This window comes from Salmonella sp. SG203 (assembly GCF_013350575.1).
In the GTDB taxonomy this organism is placed as follows: Bacteria; Pseudomonadota; Gammaproteobacteria; order Enterobacterales; family Enterobacteriaceae; genus Salmonella; species Salmonella enterica.
The window spans coordinates 16,809-32,371 of the sequence record NZ_SNMT01000033.1 but is presented as its reverse complement, the minus strand read 5'-3'; the positions used below and the strand labels follow the sequence as shown (position 1 = coordinate 32,371).

The following is a 15,563-nucleotide window of genomic DNA, read 5'->3' as shown; positions in this document are numbered from 1 at the left end:
TTCCTCTTTCAGAGTCAACCCTGAATTTCAGGATTTTTCTCTTCAACCGACCGGCTGTTTGTGTGAAGTGATTCACATCCGCCGTGTCGATGGAGGCGCATTATAGGGAGTTCTCTGCTGACCGCAATAGAAAAATTGCAGAAAAATGACTGTTTGCTGCATTCCCCAGCAAAACCCCTGGTTATACCCATTTACGCACAGACTTATCCACAAAATGCGCGTTCATCTCCTGGATCTTCTCACTCTGCAAATGATCTTTCAGGGATAAAAGCGGGGCCAGAATTTAAAAAGAAAAATTCGCGAGCGTTGCGCAAACGTTTTCGTTACAATGTCGCCGCAAAATGAGAATACCCCATAAGGGGCGTTAGCTGAGTTTTTCACGAAAAATTCAGCTAACGCTCTCTGTAATCGTCAAATCCAGGGGATTTACCATGCAACAACGTCGTCCAGTCCGCCGCGCTCTGCTCAGTGTTTCTGACAAGGCCGGTATCATCGAATTCGCCCAGGCACTTTCCGCACGCGGTGTGGAGCTGCTGTCTACGGGGGGCACCGCCCGCCTGTTAGCAGAAAAAGGCCTGCCGGTGACCGAAGTTTCCGATTACACCGGTTTCCCGGAAATGATGGATGGACGCGTAAAGACCCTGCATCCAAAAGTCCACGGCGGCATCCTCGGTCGTCGCGGCCAGGACGATGCCATTATGGAACAGCACCACATCGCCCCTATCGATATGGTTGTCGTTAACCTGTATCCGTTCGCCGAGACCGTGGCACGCGAAGGCTGCTCGCTGGAAGATGCGGTAGAGAACATTGATATCGGCGGCCCGACCATGGTGCGCTCTGCTGCTAAGAACCATAAAGACGTGGCCATCGTGGTGAAGAGCAGCGACTACGACGCCATTATTAAAGAGATGGATGCTAACGAAGGTTCTCTGACCCTCGACACCCGTTTCGATCTCGCGATTAAAGCCTTCGAACACACCGCCGCCTACGACAGCATGATCGCCAACTACTTCGGCAGCATGGTTCCGGCCTACCACGGTGAAAGCAAAGAAGCCGCCGGTCGCTTCCCGCGTACGCTGAATCTGAACTTCATTAAGAAGCAGGATATGCGCTATGGCGAGAACAGCCACCAGCAGGCAGCCTTCTATATAGAAGAAAATGTGAAAGAAGCGTCCGTTGCCACCGCACAGCAGGTTCAGGGCAAAGCGCTTTCTTACAACAACATCGCTGATACCGACGCGGCGCTGGAGTGTGTGAAAGAGTTCAACGAGCCAGCCTGCGTAATCGTCAAGCACGCTAACCCATGCGGTGTGGCGGTAAGTACCTCTATTCTCGACGCTTACGACCGCGCCTATAAAACCGACCCGACCTCCGCGTTCGGCGGCATCATCGCTTTCAACCGCGAGCTGGATGCCGAAACCGCGCAGGCCATCATCTCCCGTCAGTTCGTGGAAGTGATCATCGCCCCATCCGCAAGCGAAGAAGCGCTGAAAATCACCGCAGCCAAGCAGAACGTCCGTGTTCTGACCTGCGGTCAGTGGGGCGAGCGTGTTCCGGGCCTGGATTTCAAACGCGTTAACGGCGGCCTGCTGGTTCAGGATCGTGACCTGGGTATGGTGAGCGAAGCTGAACTGCGCGTGGTTTCCAAACGCCAGCCGACCGAGCAGGAGCTGCGTGACGCGCTGTTCTGCTGGAAGGTAGCCAAGTTCGTGAAATCCAACGCCATTGTGTATGCCAAAGAGAACATGACTATCGGCATAGGCGCAGGCCAGATGAGCCGCGTGTACTCCGCGAAAATCGCTGGCATTAAAGCGGCTGACGAAGGTCTGGAAGTGAAAGGCTCAGCCATGGCTTCCGACGCCTTCTTCCCGTTCCGTGACGGTATTGATGCCGCTGCCGCTGTCGGCGTGAGCTGCGTTATCCAGCCTGGCGGTTCTATCCGTGATGATGAAGTCATTGCCGCTGCCGATGAACACGGCATTGCGATGATCTTCACCGACATGCGCCACTTCCGCCATTAATTCAGGGAGCAGACGATGAAAGTTTTAGTCATTGGTAACGGCGGGCGCGAACACGCGCTGGCCTGGAAAGCCGCACAGTCGCCGCTGGTTGATACCGTTTTTGTCGCACCGGGCAACGCGGGCACCGCGCTGGAACCCGCGCTGCAGAACGTGGCTATCGGCGTCACCGATATTCCGGCGCTGCTGAGCTTTGCCCAGAACGAGAAGATTGATCTGACCATCGTTGGTCCAGAAGCGCCGCTGGTGATTGGCGTGGTCGATGCGTTCCGCGCGGCGGGTCTGAAGATCTTTGGCCCAACCGAAGGGGCCGCGCAACTGGAAGGCTCCAAAGCCTTCACCAAAGATTTCCTCGCTCGTCACCAGATTCCGACGGCGGAATACCAGAATTTCACCGAGATTGAGCCAGCCCTGGCTTATCTGCGTGAGAAAGGCGCGCCGATCGTCATCAAGGCCGATGGTCTGGCTGCGGGCAAAGGCGTCATCGTGGCGATGACGCTGGAAGAAGCCGAAGCCGCCGTTCATGACATGCTGGCAGGCAACGCCTTTGGCGACGCGGGCCACCGTATCGTGATTGAAGAGTTCCTCGACGGCGAAGAAGCAAGCTTTATCGTGATGGTCGACGGCGAGCACGTGCTGCCGATGGCCACCAGCCAGGACCACAAACGCGTAGGCAACGGTGATACCGGCCCGAACACTGGCGGTATGGGGGCCTACTCACCGGCGCCGGTGGTGACTGATGAAGTGCACCAGCGCACCATGGAACGCATCATCTGGCCAACCGTGAAAGGCATGGCGGCGGAAGGTAACACTTACACCGGTTTCCTGTATGCGGGTCTGATGATCGACAAGCAGGGCAACCCGAAAGTTATCGAGTTCAACTGCCGCTTCGGCGATCCGGAAACCCAGCCGATCATGCTGCGCATGAAGTCGGATCTGGTGGATCTTTGCCTGGCCGCCTGCGACGGCAAGCTGGATAAGAAAACCTCCGAGTGGGACGAGCGCGCTTCATTAGGCGTGGTGATCGCCGCGGGCGGTTATCCGGGCAACTACAACACTGGCGATGAGATCCACGGCCTGCCGCTGGAAGAAGTGGCTGACGGCAAAGTCTTCCACGCTGGCACTAAGCTCGCCGACGACGACCGTGTGCTCACCAGCGGCGGACGCGTCCTGTGCGCCACCGCGCTGGGCCACACCGTCGCCGAAGCGCAGAAACGCGCTTACGCCCTGATGACCGACATCCGCTGGGACGGCAGCTTCAGCCGTAACGACATCGGCTGGCGCGCCATTGAGCGTGAGCAAAACTAACGGCTGAGTTTAGCCAGCAGCGTTTTGCGCGTAATGCCCAATTGACGGGCGGCTTCCGTTTTGTTGCCGCCCGTTTTTTCCAGCGCCGCCAGAATGATCTCTTTTTCCACATCGACCAACGGTTGGATTTCGGCGCTGTTTTCCGCTTTTATCGGCGTCGCGGCAATAGCGAGAGGCAATTCGCGTTCAGAAATGTATTCTCCCGTCAGCAACACCACCGCCCGCTCGATAGCGTTTTCCAGCTCACGGATATTGCCCGGCCAGTCGTAGTGGATCAGCAGATCCATCGCCTGCGGCGTAAACCCCTTCACCACTTTGCGGTTACGTTCGGCAAAACGCCGCAGAAAATGGTCTGCCAGTAGCGGAATATCTTCCCGACGCTGGCGCAAAGAAGGCATTTCAATCGCCACCACATTCAGGCGGTAATAGAGATCCTGGCGAAAGCGACCGGCACTCACCTCTTCCGCCAGGTCGCGGTGGGTAGCGGCAATTAACCGAACATCCACAGATATCGTCTGGTTACTTCCCACGCGTTGCACTTCGCGCTCCTGAATCGCCCGCAGCAAACGTACCTGCATTAACGGCGAGATATCGCCGATTTCATCAAGAAACAATGTCCCGCCGTCAGCTTCGACAAAGCGTCCCTCCCGACGTTTATCCGCGCCGGTAAACGCGCCTTTTTCGTGTCCGAACAGCTCGGACTCCAGCAGCGATTCATTAAGCGCGGCGCAGTTGAGCGTGACCAGCGGTCTATCGCTCCTGGCGCTACAGGCGTGTAGCGCCCGCGCCACCAGCTCTTTACCCGTGCCGGAGTCTCCGTGAATCAATACCGTGGCGTCTGATGGTGCGACCATCGCGATTTCATTCAGTAAATGTTGCATCGCCGGACTGCTGCCAATCATGCCAAACTGCGCAGCCGACGCCGATGGCAATTCAGCGCCCGTTTCCCGCGTATGCGCCAACGCCTTTTCCAGCGTCTCCTGCAGACGGTCAAAATCCAGCGGTTTAATTAAATAGTCGAGCGCGCCGGCTTTCAACGCCTCTACCGCCGTTTCCACGCTGGAAAATGCCGTCATAATCAAAATCGGAATGGCGGGATTGAGCGCTTTAATCTCCTTCAGCGTGGCGATACCGTCCATCTCCGCCATACGCACATCGCACAGTACCAGATCAAAGACTTTCTCACGCACCTGAGCCAACGCATCATGCCCACTGTAGGCCAGAGCGACGTTATAGCCCCAGCCCCGAAGCAGCGCCTGTAAAATCGTGCAGTGGCTTACATCATCATCCACAACCAGAATATCGATTTTTCCGCGTATCACCCTTGTTAATCCTGTTGTCTCGCTATCACTGGCAACCAGATAGTAAAGACCGCGCCTTTACCCTCAATACTTTTCACCTTAATCGCGCCGCCATGCTGTTCGATGATATTTTGCACCACAGCCAGCCCCAGGCCTGTCCCGTCAGCTTTGGTCGTAAAATAAGGCGTAAAAATCGCCTCCAGCTGATCCGGGGCGATCCCTTTCCCGCTATCGGTAACAGTGATGATAACGCGGTCGGTCCCACTTTCTTTTGCCTCTACGGTAATCGTTCCCTGGCGGCCAATCGCATGAATAGCGTTCAGGTACAGATTCAACAGCACCTGAGTCAGCCTGTCCGGGTCAGCCTGAATACGCTTAAGCGTCTCATTCGCCGTGAATCTCAACTGAATCTCTCTGCTTTGGGCATCCTGACTGACCAGATTCAGGGAGTGAGTAATAATATCATTGAGGTTAACCGCCTGGAGCGTCAGATGCGCGGGCTTTACCAGTTCGAGCAATTCGCTTACCACCCGGTTCAAACGGTCGGCCTCTTTGGCCATCACCTGCGCCAGTTCATGCGACTCGCCGCCGGCTGGCGTGCGCTCGGCAAAGTATTTCGCCAGCCCTTTGATGGACGAGAGCGGGTTACGAATTTCGTGCGCGACGCCCGCCGCCAGATGCCCCATCGCCACCAGCTTTTCTTTACGCTTCATTGCATCAAGCAGTTCTCTGTGCGAGCGCTGATAACGCTGATGCCAAAAAAATGCCAGTAACGTTGCCAACAACACCGCCGCTAACGCTGACAAAACAATCAGCGTATTACGCCACTCCCTTGCCTGAGTCGCGGCCAGCTCGCTGGCGTCAAAGGCAATAAAAATAGTTTGTTTCGCTGGTTCATCGTCATTGGCGATACGCGCCATGCCGTGCCCCCTCATCCCGTGACCTCTCATACCGAAAAGCGGCTGGAACTGACGGTAAATTTCCAACGCAGGCACCGTCTCGCCGTTAGCAGCAACGTCGACACGCCGCCAACGCTCCTGCGGCCCGGGGTTTAGTTGATGCATTTCAGATAGGGAATAGAGCGATTTGCCCACCATGCCAGGGTTGCTATGAGTAATGATTACCCCCTGCGCATCCGTTACGGCGAACCACAACACGCCAGGCTGACCTGCCATCTCTTCCAGCAATGTCTGCTGCTGCGCGTGATGCATCCGCATTCCCATACCTACTCGCGTGCCGGACTCCAGAGCGCGAATGAGTACATTTCCCTTTTCCAGCAGCGTCTGCCTGGCGGCAGCGCTCTCACGGCCATAGTCGCGAATGACCATAATGGAAAATAGCCCCACCAGAATGAAGATCGCCGCAGGTAACAGCCGACTCAACCACGTTGCAGCGGCATCTTTATGTAATCGTATAAAACTCACAGGCTTCCCCGGCTCGTTTTTATTTTCCTTACTTAAGCAGAGATCATGCCATTCTTCGCTCCGCATAACCGCGCGGTGTCGCACACCCTTTCGGATACGGGTGGGTAAAAATGACTCGCCAGGCGGGTCATGCGAGTCATTTTTACTCGCTTTTTGCCGCCTGAGGCGGGTTAACTCGCTGCCCAACAAGGAATAGTTACCTGGCACGGAAGATGCAAGAGAGAGGATAAGATGAGCAACAGGAGAACGCAAAATGAAACGGAACAATAAATCAGCTATCGCGCTAATCGCCCTCTCTCTTTTGGCCCTGAGCTCCGGCGCCGCCTTCGCCGGGCATCACTGGGGCAACAATGACGGTATGTGGCAACAGGGAGGTAGCCCGTTAACCACGGAACAGCAGGCGACGGCGCAGAAGATTTATGATGATTACTATACGCAGACCAGCGCGCTGCGCCAGCAACTGATATCCAAACGTTATGAATACAACGCGCTACTGACCGCCAGTTCGCCGGATACTGCGAAAATTAACGCGGTTGCCAAAGAGATGGAGTCATTAGGCCAGAAGTTAGATGAGCAACGCGTGAAACGGGATGTCGCGATGGCGCAGGCTGGCATACCACGCGGCGCAGGAATGGGCTATGGCGGTTGCGGCGGCTATGGCGGCGGTTATCATCGCGGCGGCGGTCACATGGGTATGGGAAACTGGTAAAGCATGTTTGCCGAATGGCGGCTTCGCCAGCCGGTATTCCATCAAAAGCTTTTCGCTTGCGGCTGCCAGTGACAAAAATCTGAATTCGCCACCAGCAAAAGTTGCGATCCTTCCGGCGCCTCCAGCCATGCTACGCTCACCTCTACCGATGAGTGGTTCTGGCGGCGCTCAATGTGGCTTATTGCCCAGGAGTCCAGATCCGGTTTCAGCGTTTCACCTTCACAGGTGGTTACCGTATGGTCGGCGTGCCAGCGTCCCTGGCGTAGTATGACCCGCCCCAGGCGCAAGGCGTCGCTGGTCTGACGGATTTGTTCGGCGCGATAGCGATACAAGGCAATCTGATCGTTGGAAAGCTGCTGCTTCTGCCCCCCGACTTCACGCTGCATAAAACTGAGTTCGCCATGAGCGTCGAAACGCGCGCGAATATGTTCTGGCGGTTTGCTGTAAATATTGAGTTCAATAAGCGAAAGCGTATCACCCTGCCAACGATATTCGCTGGTCGTCGTGCTGCCGCTATGCCACGGGCTAAAAACAGAAAGCAGATGGACTTCATCGTTCGTATCTTTACGCCAGATACGCACCGCGCCGTGATCGCCGGCAAAGCCGCTGGCAGTAAACGGAGGCGGTGAAGCGTTATGACTGCAGGCAGTCAGCAACAGCGCGCCAGAAAACAGAAACGCGCGACGCCAGACAGACAAAAGGGGCTGACGAGCCCCTTCGATAAAACTGTTCACAGCTACGCGTCTTACTTAACTGCGTCTTTCAGAGCTTTACCAGAAACAAACGCCGGTACGTTAGCGGCGGCGATTTTGATTTCTTTACCGGTCTGTGGGTTACGGCCAGTGCGCTCAGCACGGTGGTTCACTTTGAAGGTACCGAAACCAACCAGTTGTACAGCATCGCCTTCTTTCAGAGACTCAGTAATAGCAGCCAGAGTGGATTCCAGAGCAGCTTTAGCCTGGGTTTTGGACAGTTCTGCTTTGTCTGCAATTACATCAATCAGTTGAGTCTTGTTCATAAGTTATCCTTACAATGTGTTTATCGCTTGCTAAGCATCGAGTGCGACGGAAATGCCAGAAAAGCACTCTCCTGCATACACGCACCGATAGCCACTTTTTTTCGCCTCCCAAATGTAGACCAGACGGGGGGCATAAGGGAAGCCTTATGGCACGACAAATCAGACGTTAAATCACGTTTTCTGGTGTCATTGCTGAAAATTTATACCGATATTGCTCTCACCAGCCTCGCGCAGGTCTGCCCTGAGCCCTTTTATCAGTTCAATATCGCGTTCTTCGCAGTCGGCTAAAAGTCGGAATATTTCCCACTGAATATCCCATTCCTGTTCAACGGCAGGGTTCGTTTTGAGCTCCTCATCGGTCATTTCCCGACCAGCCTGAGTCATTTCCAACATCGCCACCGTAGTAATGGAAGTCTTACTAACCTCAATAGCGTGTTCCAGCGTTTCGCCGCTAAGACGAGAATGCATTAATTCGCTTAATGCGACGCAGGCATCAATCGCCGGGTAAACGCCGTACAGATCATAGTCGTCAGCTGCCGGAATTGCCTCTTCAAACTTCTCCAGTTGGCTATCGAAATTGACCTTTGCATCTTTCACCGTCAGGGTTTCCCAGATCAGATCCAGAATGCGACGGTAGATCTGTCCGTCGCCGAATTCCGTCTGCTTGCAAAACATGGCGTAGTTCGGGTACATGCGCTCGCACAAGCAGGCCATAAAGGTAACGTGCTGCCAGCTTTCCAGCCGCTCCAGACGCAAATGAATCGGGTTTTGTAACATGATGGAATCTCGAATCGGAAATTAGCGGCAGTTTACCTGAATCAGCGCTGAATTTCTTGCCAACGAACAAACGCCGGACGTCCGGAAGCGACGGCATCCGCCCAGCGCGTCGGCTCCGGCAGGCGATACCCTTTCATACAGCGCTGTACCCACGCCAGCGCGCTGTCAGTACTGACCCGGTGCCCTGTCGCGATAAACAGCGGATTACAGCGCGCCTTGCTGCGCCATACCCACGCCAGTTGCTCGCCTTTATCCATTAAGGGGCTAAGTGCGCCAGGTTCGGCGGAAAGTGGTTCAAATTTACCGCATAGCCGTTTTTTCGCCACGCCGATGGTCGGCACGTCCACCAACAGTCCAAAATGACTGGCGACGCCAAGCCGACGCGGATGCGAAATACCGTGACCGTCCACAAACAGCAAATCGGGCTTTTGCGAGAGCTGTTCCCACGCCGCCAGCAGAGCAGGATATTCACGAAAAGAGAGAAAGCCGGGGATATACGGCATGGTGGTGGCAATACGCGCCACCCTGTACTCGACCAGTTCAAGCGACGGATATTTCAGCAATACCATCGCCGCCCGCGTCACCTCGCCCCCCTGCTCAAAACCGACGTCCGCCCCGCCGATAAACGCTGGCGGATCTTTGTCCAGGCGATCTTCGCGGCAAACCGATGAAGCAAGTTCTATCTGTTGAGCGCGTAGCGACGCGAGATCCATACTAACTCCTTAGTTGTGATACTGCGCAGAAAGTCGGTGCACTGCCTCCACAAATGCGCCAGCATGTTCTGGCGGCACATCCTGATGGATGCCATGTCCAAGGTTAAAGACGTGCCCTTCTCCCTGACCGAAACCAGCAAGTATAGTCGCTACTTCGTCTTCGATCCGTGCCGGTGGCGCATACAGCATCGAGGGGTCCATATTGCCCTGCAGCGCCACTTTATGGCCAACGCGACGGCGCGCATCAGCGATATCTGTCGTCCAGTCGAGACCCAGCGCGTCGCAGCCGGTTTCCGCCATCGCCTCCAGCCACTGACCGCCACCTTTAGTGAACAGCGTTACCGGCACGCGGCGACCGTCGTTTTCACGCAGCAGGCCATCGACGATTTTATGCATGTAGTAGAGGGAGAACTGCTGGTAATCGCGGCCAGTCAGCACGCCGCCCCAGGTGTCGAAAATCATCACCGACTGCGCGCCCGCTTTGATTTGCGCGTTGAGGTACAGCGTGACGCTTTTCGCCAACTTATCCAGCAGCAGATGCAACGCCTGCGGGTCAGCGTACATCATCTTTTTAATCACCGTGAAGGCTTTGCTACTGCCGCCTTCCACCATGTAAGTTGCCAGCGTCCACGGGCTGCCGGAGAAGCCGATCAGCGGAACCTCGCCTTTTAGTTCACGGCGAATCGTACGCACCGCATTCATCACGTAGCCCAGTTCATCCTCCGGATCGGGAATGGGCAACTTATCGACATCGGCTTTGCAGGTGACAGGGGCCGTAAAGCGCGGGCCTTCCCCGGCTTCGAAGTACAGCCCCAGGCCCATCGCGTCCGGAACCGTCAGGATATCCGAGAAAAGGATCGCCGCATCAAGCGGATAACGGCGCAGCGGCTGTAAAGTGACCTCGCAGGCCAGTTCGGCATTTTTGCACAGCGACATAAAATCGCCCGCCTGAGCGCGAGTGGCTTTGTACTCCGGTAGATAACGGCCCGCCTGGCGCATCATCCACACTGGCGTAACATCAACGGGCTGGCGCAGCAGCGCACGTAGATAACGATCGTTTTTGAGTTCGGTCATTTTTACATTCCTTTAGCGTTGATGCGCCCAGTGTAACATGTCAATCATATTCAGCCCGACACATTGCCACCGTATCTTCGATCAAACGGCGCGCGACGGTGCCCGGCGGCGGCAGTAGCGGCAGATCGTCATAACGGTACCAATTTGCTTCCAACAGTTCTTTCGGGTCGATGACAATCTCGCCGCTGTCATACTCTGCCATAAACGCCGTCATCAGCGACTGTGGGAACGGCCACGGCTGCGAGGTCACGTAGCGCAGATTTTTCACCTTGATCCCGCTTTCCTCCATGACTTCGCGCGCCACAGCCTGCTCCAGGGTTTCGCCGACTTCAACAAACCCGGCCAGTACCGTATGCACGCCGTTGCGGTGGCGAACGTGCCGGGCAAGTAGAATAGAATCCTCACGACGAATGGCAACAATAATGCAGGGGGCGATTTGCGGGTAGTAGCGCTCGCGGCAATGGCTGCACAGCATCGCCCATTCGGTTTTACTCGGGTGCATAGGGTGCCCGCAATAGCCGCAAAATTTATGCGAACGATAAAACTCCGCCAACTGTACGCCACGTCCCGCCAGTTGAAACAGCCCTGCATCCTGATCGATAACCTGGCGAACCGAGCCCATATCATGGCGTCGATGCTGTAACACCAGCCAGACGGGCTCGCCTTGCCATTCACCTATCCGGAGTGCGCGCTGCCCCACAAGATCGAAATTTGCCGCCAGCCCGTGTGGTAATTCCCCATACGGCAACCATAATTTTTGTTCATGGCTGACGATCCACCAGCCACTCTCTAATTTTTCAATTATACGATCCATAGCTCTTGCACTACCTTTGCTTCACTGGCATGTTGTTAACATTATTTTTACATTCATGGCGAGCAGCCTTTATCTAACTTGCGGAGACAATCATGCTAAACCAGCTGGAAAACCTGACGGAGCGCGTTGGCGGAAGCAACAAACTGGTCGATCGCTGGCTGGATGTACGTAAGCACCTGCTCGTGGCTTACTACAACCTGGTTGGCATTAAGCCTGGCAAAGAATCGTACATGCGGCTGAATGAAAAAGCGCTGGATAATTTTTGTCAGAGCCTGGTCGATTACCTTTCCGCCGGGCACTTCAGTATTTATGAACGTATTCTCCATAAATTGGAAGGAAACGGTCAGCTTTTACATGCGGCAAAAATCTGGCCGCTGCTGGAAGATAATACGCAGCGCATTATGGATTATTACGACACCAGCCTGGAAACTGCCATCGATCACGATAATTGTCTCGAATTTCAACAAGCTCTGTCAGATATCGGCGAAGCGCTGGAAGCCCGCTTTGTGCTGGAAGACAAGCTGATTATGCTGGTGTTTGACGCGATGCACGACGGCGCCAGAGTCAAACGTCCCGCTTGAGTTCTGCGCGAGTAACAGGTAGTTTACTTCAGCCCCCTCTTCGGAGGGGCGGTTATCTTGTCGGAGTGCTAATTTTCCACAAAAGCGTTCGTGATGCGTCAAGGCGGCAAGTCGGTGAATCTCCAGGAGCTTACATAAGTAAGTGAATGGAGTGAGCGGACGAAGCCAACGAAGAGGCAGCGCGAAGGATGAAGTGGAAAAGGCTGAGACCGTTAATTCGGGATCCGCGGAACCTGATCAGGTTAATACCTGCGAAGGGAACAAGAGTAATTCTGCTTTATGCTGCTGCCTTTACGGGCGGCGCACATCCATTACTCCATCCGTCGTCTGACAAGCCACGTCCTTAATTTTTTGGAATGAGCTATGTCTACAACAACGTTAACCCGCCGCGAGCAGCGCGCTAAAGCCCAGCATTTTATCGATACGCTGGAAGGGACTGCCTTTCCCAACTCGAAACGCATCTACGTGACCGGTTCGCAGCATGATATTCGCGTACCGATGCGTGAAATTCAACTGAGCCCGACGCTCATCGGCGGCAGTAAAGACAACCCGCAGTTTGAAGAGAACGAAGCCGTACCGGTGTACGACACCTCCGGCCCGTATGGCGATCCTGAGGTGGCGATTAACGTCCAGCAGGGTCTGGCGAAACTGCGCCAGCCGTGGATTGACGCACGTAACGATAGCGAAGAATTAGACGACCGTAGCTCGGCTTACACCAAAGAACGTCTGGCCGACGATGGCCTGGACGATCTGCGTTTTACCGGCCTGCTGACGCCGAAACGCGCCAAAGCCGGACACCGCGTGACGCAACTTCATTATGCCCGCCAGGGGATCGTCACTCCCGAAATGGAGTTCATCGCCATCCGTGAAAACATGGGCCGCGAGCGCATTCGTAGTGAAGTGCTGCGCCACCAGCATCCGGGGATGAGCTTTGGCGCGCGCCTGCCGGAAAACATCACCCCGGAATTCGTGCGTGATGAAGTCGCCGCGGGCCGCGCGATTATTCCCGCCAACATCAACCACCCGGAATCCGAGCCGATGATTATCGGCCGCAACTTCCTGGTCAAAGTGAATGCCAACATCGGTAACTCGGCGGTCACCTCCTCTATCGAAGAAGAGGTGGAAAAATTGGTCTGGTCGACCCGCTGGGGCGCGGACACGGTGATGGACCTCTCCACCGGCCGCTATATCCACGAAACCCGCGAATGGATCCTGCGTAACAGCCCGGTACCGATCGGCACCGTGCCGATCTACCAGGCGCTGGAAAAGGTCAACGGGATCGCCGAAGATCTTACCTGGGAAGCGTTCCGCGACACGCTGCTGGAGCAGGCCGAACAGGGCGTCGACTACTTCACCATTCACGCGGGCGTGCTGTTGCGCTACGTGCCGATGACCGCCAAACGCCTGACCGGTATTGTCTCGCGCGGCGGTTCGATCATGGCGAAGTGGTGCCTCTCGCATCACAAAGAGAACTTCCTGTTCGAACATTTCCGCGAAATTTGTGAAATCTGCGCCGCCTACGACGTTTCCCTGTCGCTGGGCGACGGCCTGCGCCCCGGCTCCATTCAGGACGCCAACGACGAAGCGCAGTTCTCCGAGCTGCATACGCTGGGCGAGTTGACCAAAATCGCCTGGGAATACGACGTGCAGGTGATGATTGAAGGCCCGGGCCACGTGCCGATGCATATGATTCAGCGCAACATGACCGAAGAGCTGGAGAGCTGCCACGAAGCGCCGTTCTACACCTTAGGGCCGTTGACCACCGATATCGCGCCGGGCTATGACCACTTCACCTCCGGCATTGGTGCCGCGATGATCGGCTGGTTTGGCTGCGCGATGCTGTGTTATGTGACGCCGAAAGAGCACCTCGGCCTGCCGAACAAAGAAGATGTGAAGCAGGGGCTAATCACCTACAAGATTGCCGCCCACGCCGCTGACTTAGCGAAAGGCCATCCGGGCGCGCAGATCCGCGATAACGCCATGTCGAAAGCGCGCTTTGAATTCCGCTGGGAAGATCAGTTTAACCTCGCGCTCGACCCGTTCACCGCCCGTGCCTACCACGATGAAACCCTGCCACAGGAGTCCGGTAAGGTTGCCCACTTCTGTTCCATGTGCGGGCCGAAGTTCTGCTCGATGAAAATCAGCCAGGAAGTCCGCGACTACGCCGCCGCGCAAACCATTGAAGTGGGGATGGCGGATATGTCGGAAAACTTCCGCGCCAAAGGCGGCGAAATTTATCTCAAGCGGGAGGAAGCCTGATGTATCAGCCTGATTTCCCGACCGTGCCGTTCCGCCTCGGGCTTTACCCGGTGGTGGATAGCGTTGCATGGATTGAACGCCTGCTGGAGGCGGGCGTACGCACGATCCAGCTGCGTATCAAAGATAAGCGCGATGAAGAGGTGGAAGCCGACGTTATCGCCGCCATCGCACTGGGGCGTCGTTATGACGCCCGCCTGTTTATCAACGATTACTGGCGTCTGGCAATTAAGCACCGCGCTTACGGCGTGCATCTGGGCCAGGAAGACCTTGAAACCACCGACCTGAAAGCGATTCAGGCGGCGGGCTTACGCCTGGGCGTATCGACCCACGATGATATGGAAATAGACGTGGCGCTGGCCGCTAAGCCTTCTTATATCGCACTCGGCCACGTCTTCCCGACGCAAACCAAGCAGATGCCTTCCGCCCCACAGGGGCTGGCGCAGCTGGCCAGTCATATTGAACGACTGGCGGATTACCCGACCGTGGCAATTGGCGGCATCAGCCTTGAACGCGCTCCGGCGGTACTGGCGACCGGCGTCGGCAGCGTGGCTGTGGTTAGCGCCATTACCCAGGCGGCAGACTGGCGTGAAGCCACCGCGCAACTGCTGGCAATCGTGGGAGTCGGCGATGAATAACCGTGACTTTATGCGCTACAGCCGGCAAATCCTGCTCGGCGATATCGCCATTGAAGGCCAGCAAAAGCTGCTCGCGAGTCATGTGCTGATCGTGGGTTTAGGTGGGTTAGGTTCACCTGCCGCGCTGTATCTGGCGGGAGCAGGCATCGGCAAACTGACGCTGGTAGACGATGACGACATTCATCTGAGCAATTTGCAGCGCCAGATTCTATTTACCACCGATGATATCGCGCGTTCAAAATCTCAGGTTGCCCAGCAGCACCTGACACGGCTCAACCCGGATATCGAACTGGTATCACTCCAGCAGCGACTAAAAGGCGAGGCACTGCGGCATGCGGTAGCGCGTGCCGACGTGGTGCTCGACTGTACCGACAACATGGCGACCCGTCAGGAAATTAACGCCGCCTGCGTGGCACTGAATACACCATTAATTACCGCCAGCGCCGTTGGTTTTGGCGGCCAAGTGATGGTCCTCACGCCACCGTGGGAACAAGGCTGTTACCGCTGCCTGTGGCCAGATGATGTGGAGCCTGAACGCAACTGCCGTACCGCCGGTATCGTCGGACCGGTTGTTGGCGTGATGGGCACCTTACAGGCGCTGGAAGCGATTAAATTACTCAGCGGTATTGAGACGCCCAGCGGAGAGCTACGCCTGTTTGACGGTAAAACCAGCCAGTGGCGCAGCCTGGCGCTGCGTCGTGCCAGCGGCTGTCCGGTATGCGGGGGGCGACATGCAAATTCAATTCAATGACGAGCCGATGCAGTGCGCCGAAGGGCAAACCGTCAGCAGCCTGCTCGCTACGCTTAATCAGCTTAAACCGGGCGTGGCGCTAGCGCTCAATCAGCAGATCCTGCCGCGCGAGCAGTGGCAGCAGCAAATCGTGCAGGAAGGCGACCAGATCCTGCTTTTTCAGGTTATTGCAGGGGGTTGA

16 protein-coding genes and 1 riboswitch are annotated in these 15,563 nt (G+C 55.9%); of the genes, 8 read left to right on the top strand and 8 right to left on the bottom strand.

Annotated elements, in window-relative coordinates; translation table 11 throughout:
* The first annotated feature begins 431 nt into the window (after positions 1–431).
* Both purH and purD read left to right on the top strand, forming a co-directional pair.
* Positions 432–2,021: a bifunctional phosphoribosylaminoimidazolecarboxamide formyltransferase/IMP cyclohydrolase gene (purH, locus tag HV477_RS25455; RefSeq protein ID WP_001187507.1), complete on the top strand. Its 1,590-nt coding sequence runs from the start codon at positions 432–434 to the stop codon at positions 2,019–2,021.
* A 15-nt stretch (positions 2,022–2,036) separates the two neighbouring features.
* Entirely contained in the window at positions 2,037–3,326 is a 1,290-nt protein-coding gene (gene purD, locus HV477_RS25450; RefSeq protein ID WP_175065523.1) for a phosphoribosylamine--glycine ligase, read from the top strand.
* Here the strand turns inward: purD and zraR are convergent.
* Positions 3,323–4,648 carry a sigma-54-dependent response regulator transcription factor ZraR gene (gene zraR, locus HV477_RS25445; protein WP_001621493.1) on the bottom strand — a complete coding sequence of 442 codons (1,326 nt, stop codon included), beginning with the start codon at positions 4,646–4,648 and terminating at the stop codon, positions 3,323–3,325. The two genes, purD and zraR, sit on opposite strands and share 4 nt — an antisense overlap.
* Positions 4,649–4,653: 5 nt before the next feature.
* Positions 4,654–6,051, bottom strand: coding sequence for a two-component system sensor histidine kinase ZraS (gene zraS / locus HV477_RS25440; RefSeq protein ID WP_001639471.1), 1,398 nt, complete (start codon positions 6,049–6,051; stop codon positions 4,654–4,656).
* A gap of 253 nt (positions 6,052–6,304) precedes the next feature.
* On the opposite strand from zraS, the gene zraP reads away from it, so the two are divergent.
* The gene (gene zraP, locus HV477_RS25435) at positions 6,305–6,760 is read left to right on the top strand and encodes a zinc resistance sensor/chaperone ZraP (RefSeq protein ID WP_000828129.1); all 456 of its coding nucleotides are present in this window, start codon (positions 6,305–6,307) and stop codon (positions 6,758–6,760) included.
* Between the two features lie 41 nt (positions 6,761–6,801).
* On the opposite strand, the gene HV477_RS25430 is transcribed toward zraP, so the two are convergent.
* The 6 genes from HV477_RS25430 to nudC form a co-directional block, all read right to left on the bottom strand.
* Complete coding sequence (locus HV477_RS25430; RefSeq protein WP_001083930.1) at positions 6,802–7,494, bottom strand: DUF1481 domain-containing protein; 693 nt, start codon at positions 7,492–7,494, stop codon at positions 6,802–6,804.
* Positions 7,495–7,505: 11 nt separating this feature from the next.
* Positions 7,506–7,778 (bottom strand): nucleoid-associated protein HU-alpha, encoded by a 273-nt coding sequence (hupA, locus tag HV477_RS25425; RefSeq protein WP_001044509.1) that lies wholly within the window; start codon positions 7,776–7,778, stop codon positions 7,506–7,508.
* A gap of 186 nt (positions 7,779–7,964) precedes the next feature.
* Complete coding sequence (locus tag HV477_RS25420; RefSeq protein WP_000940092.1) at positions 7,965–8,555, bottom strand: YjaG family protein; 591 nt, start codon at positions 8,553–8,555, stop codon at positions 7,965–7,967.
* A 41-nt stretch (positions 8,556–8,596) separates the two neighbouring features.
* Positions 8,597–9,268, bottom strand: coding sequence for a deoxyribonuclease V (nfi, locus tag HV477_RS25415; RefSeq protein ID WP_079898842.1), 672 nt, complete (start codon positions 9,266–9,268; stop codon positions 8,597–8,599).
* A gap of 9 nt (positions 9,269–9,277) precedes the next feature.
* Entirely contained in the window at positions 9,278–10,342 is a 1,065-nt protein-coding gene (gene hemE / locus HV477_RS25410) for a uroporphyrinogen decarboxylase (RefSeq protein ID WP_000137628.1), read from the bottom strand.
* A 40-nt stretch (positions 10,343–10,382) separates the two neighbouring features.
* Entirely contained in the window at positions 10,383–11,156 is a 774-nt protein-coding gene (nudC, locus tag HV477_RS25405) for an NAD(+) diphosphatase (RefSeq protein ID WP_000373960.1), read from the bottom strand.
* A gap of 92 nt (positions 11,157–11,248) precedes the next feature.
* Here nudC and rsd point away from each other — a divergent pair, with 92 nt between their 5' ends.
* From rsd to thiS, 5 genes are all read left to right on the top strand, one after another.
* Positions 11,249–11,737 carry a sigma D regulator gene (gene rsd / locus HV477_RS25400; RefSeq protein ID WP_000934317.1) on the top strand — a complete coding sequence of 163 codons (489 nt, stop codon included), beginning with the start codon at positions 11,249–11,251 and terminating at the stop codon, positions 11,735–11,737.
* A gap of 52 nt (positions 11,738–11,789) precedes the next feature.
* Positions 11,790–12,014: riboswitch (TPP riboswitch) on the top strand.
* A gap of 86 nt (positions 12,015–12,100) precedes the next feature.
* A complete protein-coding gene (thiC, locus tag HV477_RS25395; RefSeq protein WP_079898843.1) occupies positions 12,101–13,996 on the top strand; it encodes a phosphomethylpyrimidine synthase ThiC in 1,896 nt (631 codons plus the stop codon).
* Complete coding sequence (gene thiE / locus HV477_RS25390; RefSeq protein ID WP_079898844.1) at positions 13,996–14,631, top strand: thiamine phosphate synthase; 636 nt, start codon at positions 13,996–13,998, stop codon at positions 14,629–14,631. The genes thiC and thiE overlap by 1 nt, the downstream gene beginning before the upstream one ends.
* Entirely contained in the window at positions 14,624–15,382 is a 759-nt protein-coding gene (locus HV477_RS25385; protein ID WP_079898845.1) for a HesA/MoeB/ThiF family protein, read from the top strand. Before thiE ends, HV477_RS25385 begins: the two co-directional genes overlap by 8 nt.
* Entirely contained in the window at positions 15,363–15,563 is a 201-nt protein-coding gene (gene thiS / locus HV477_RS25380; RefSeq protein WP_001166847.1) for a sulfur carrier protein ThiS, read from the top strand. Before HV477_RS25385 ends, thiS begins: the two co-directional genes overlap by 20 nt.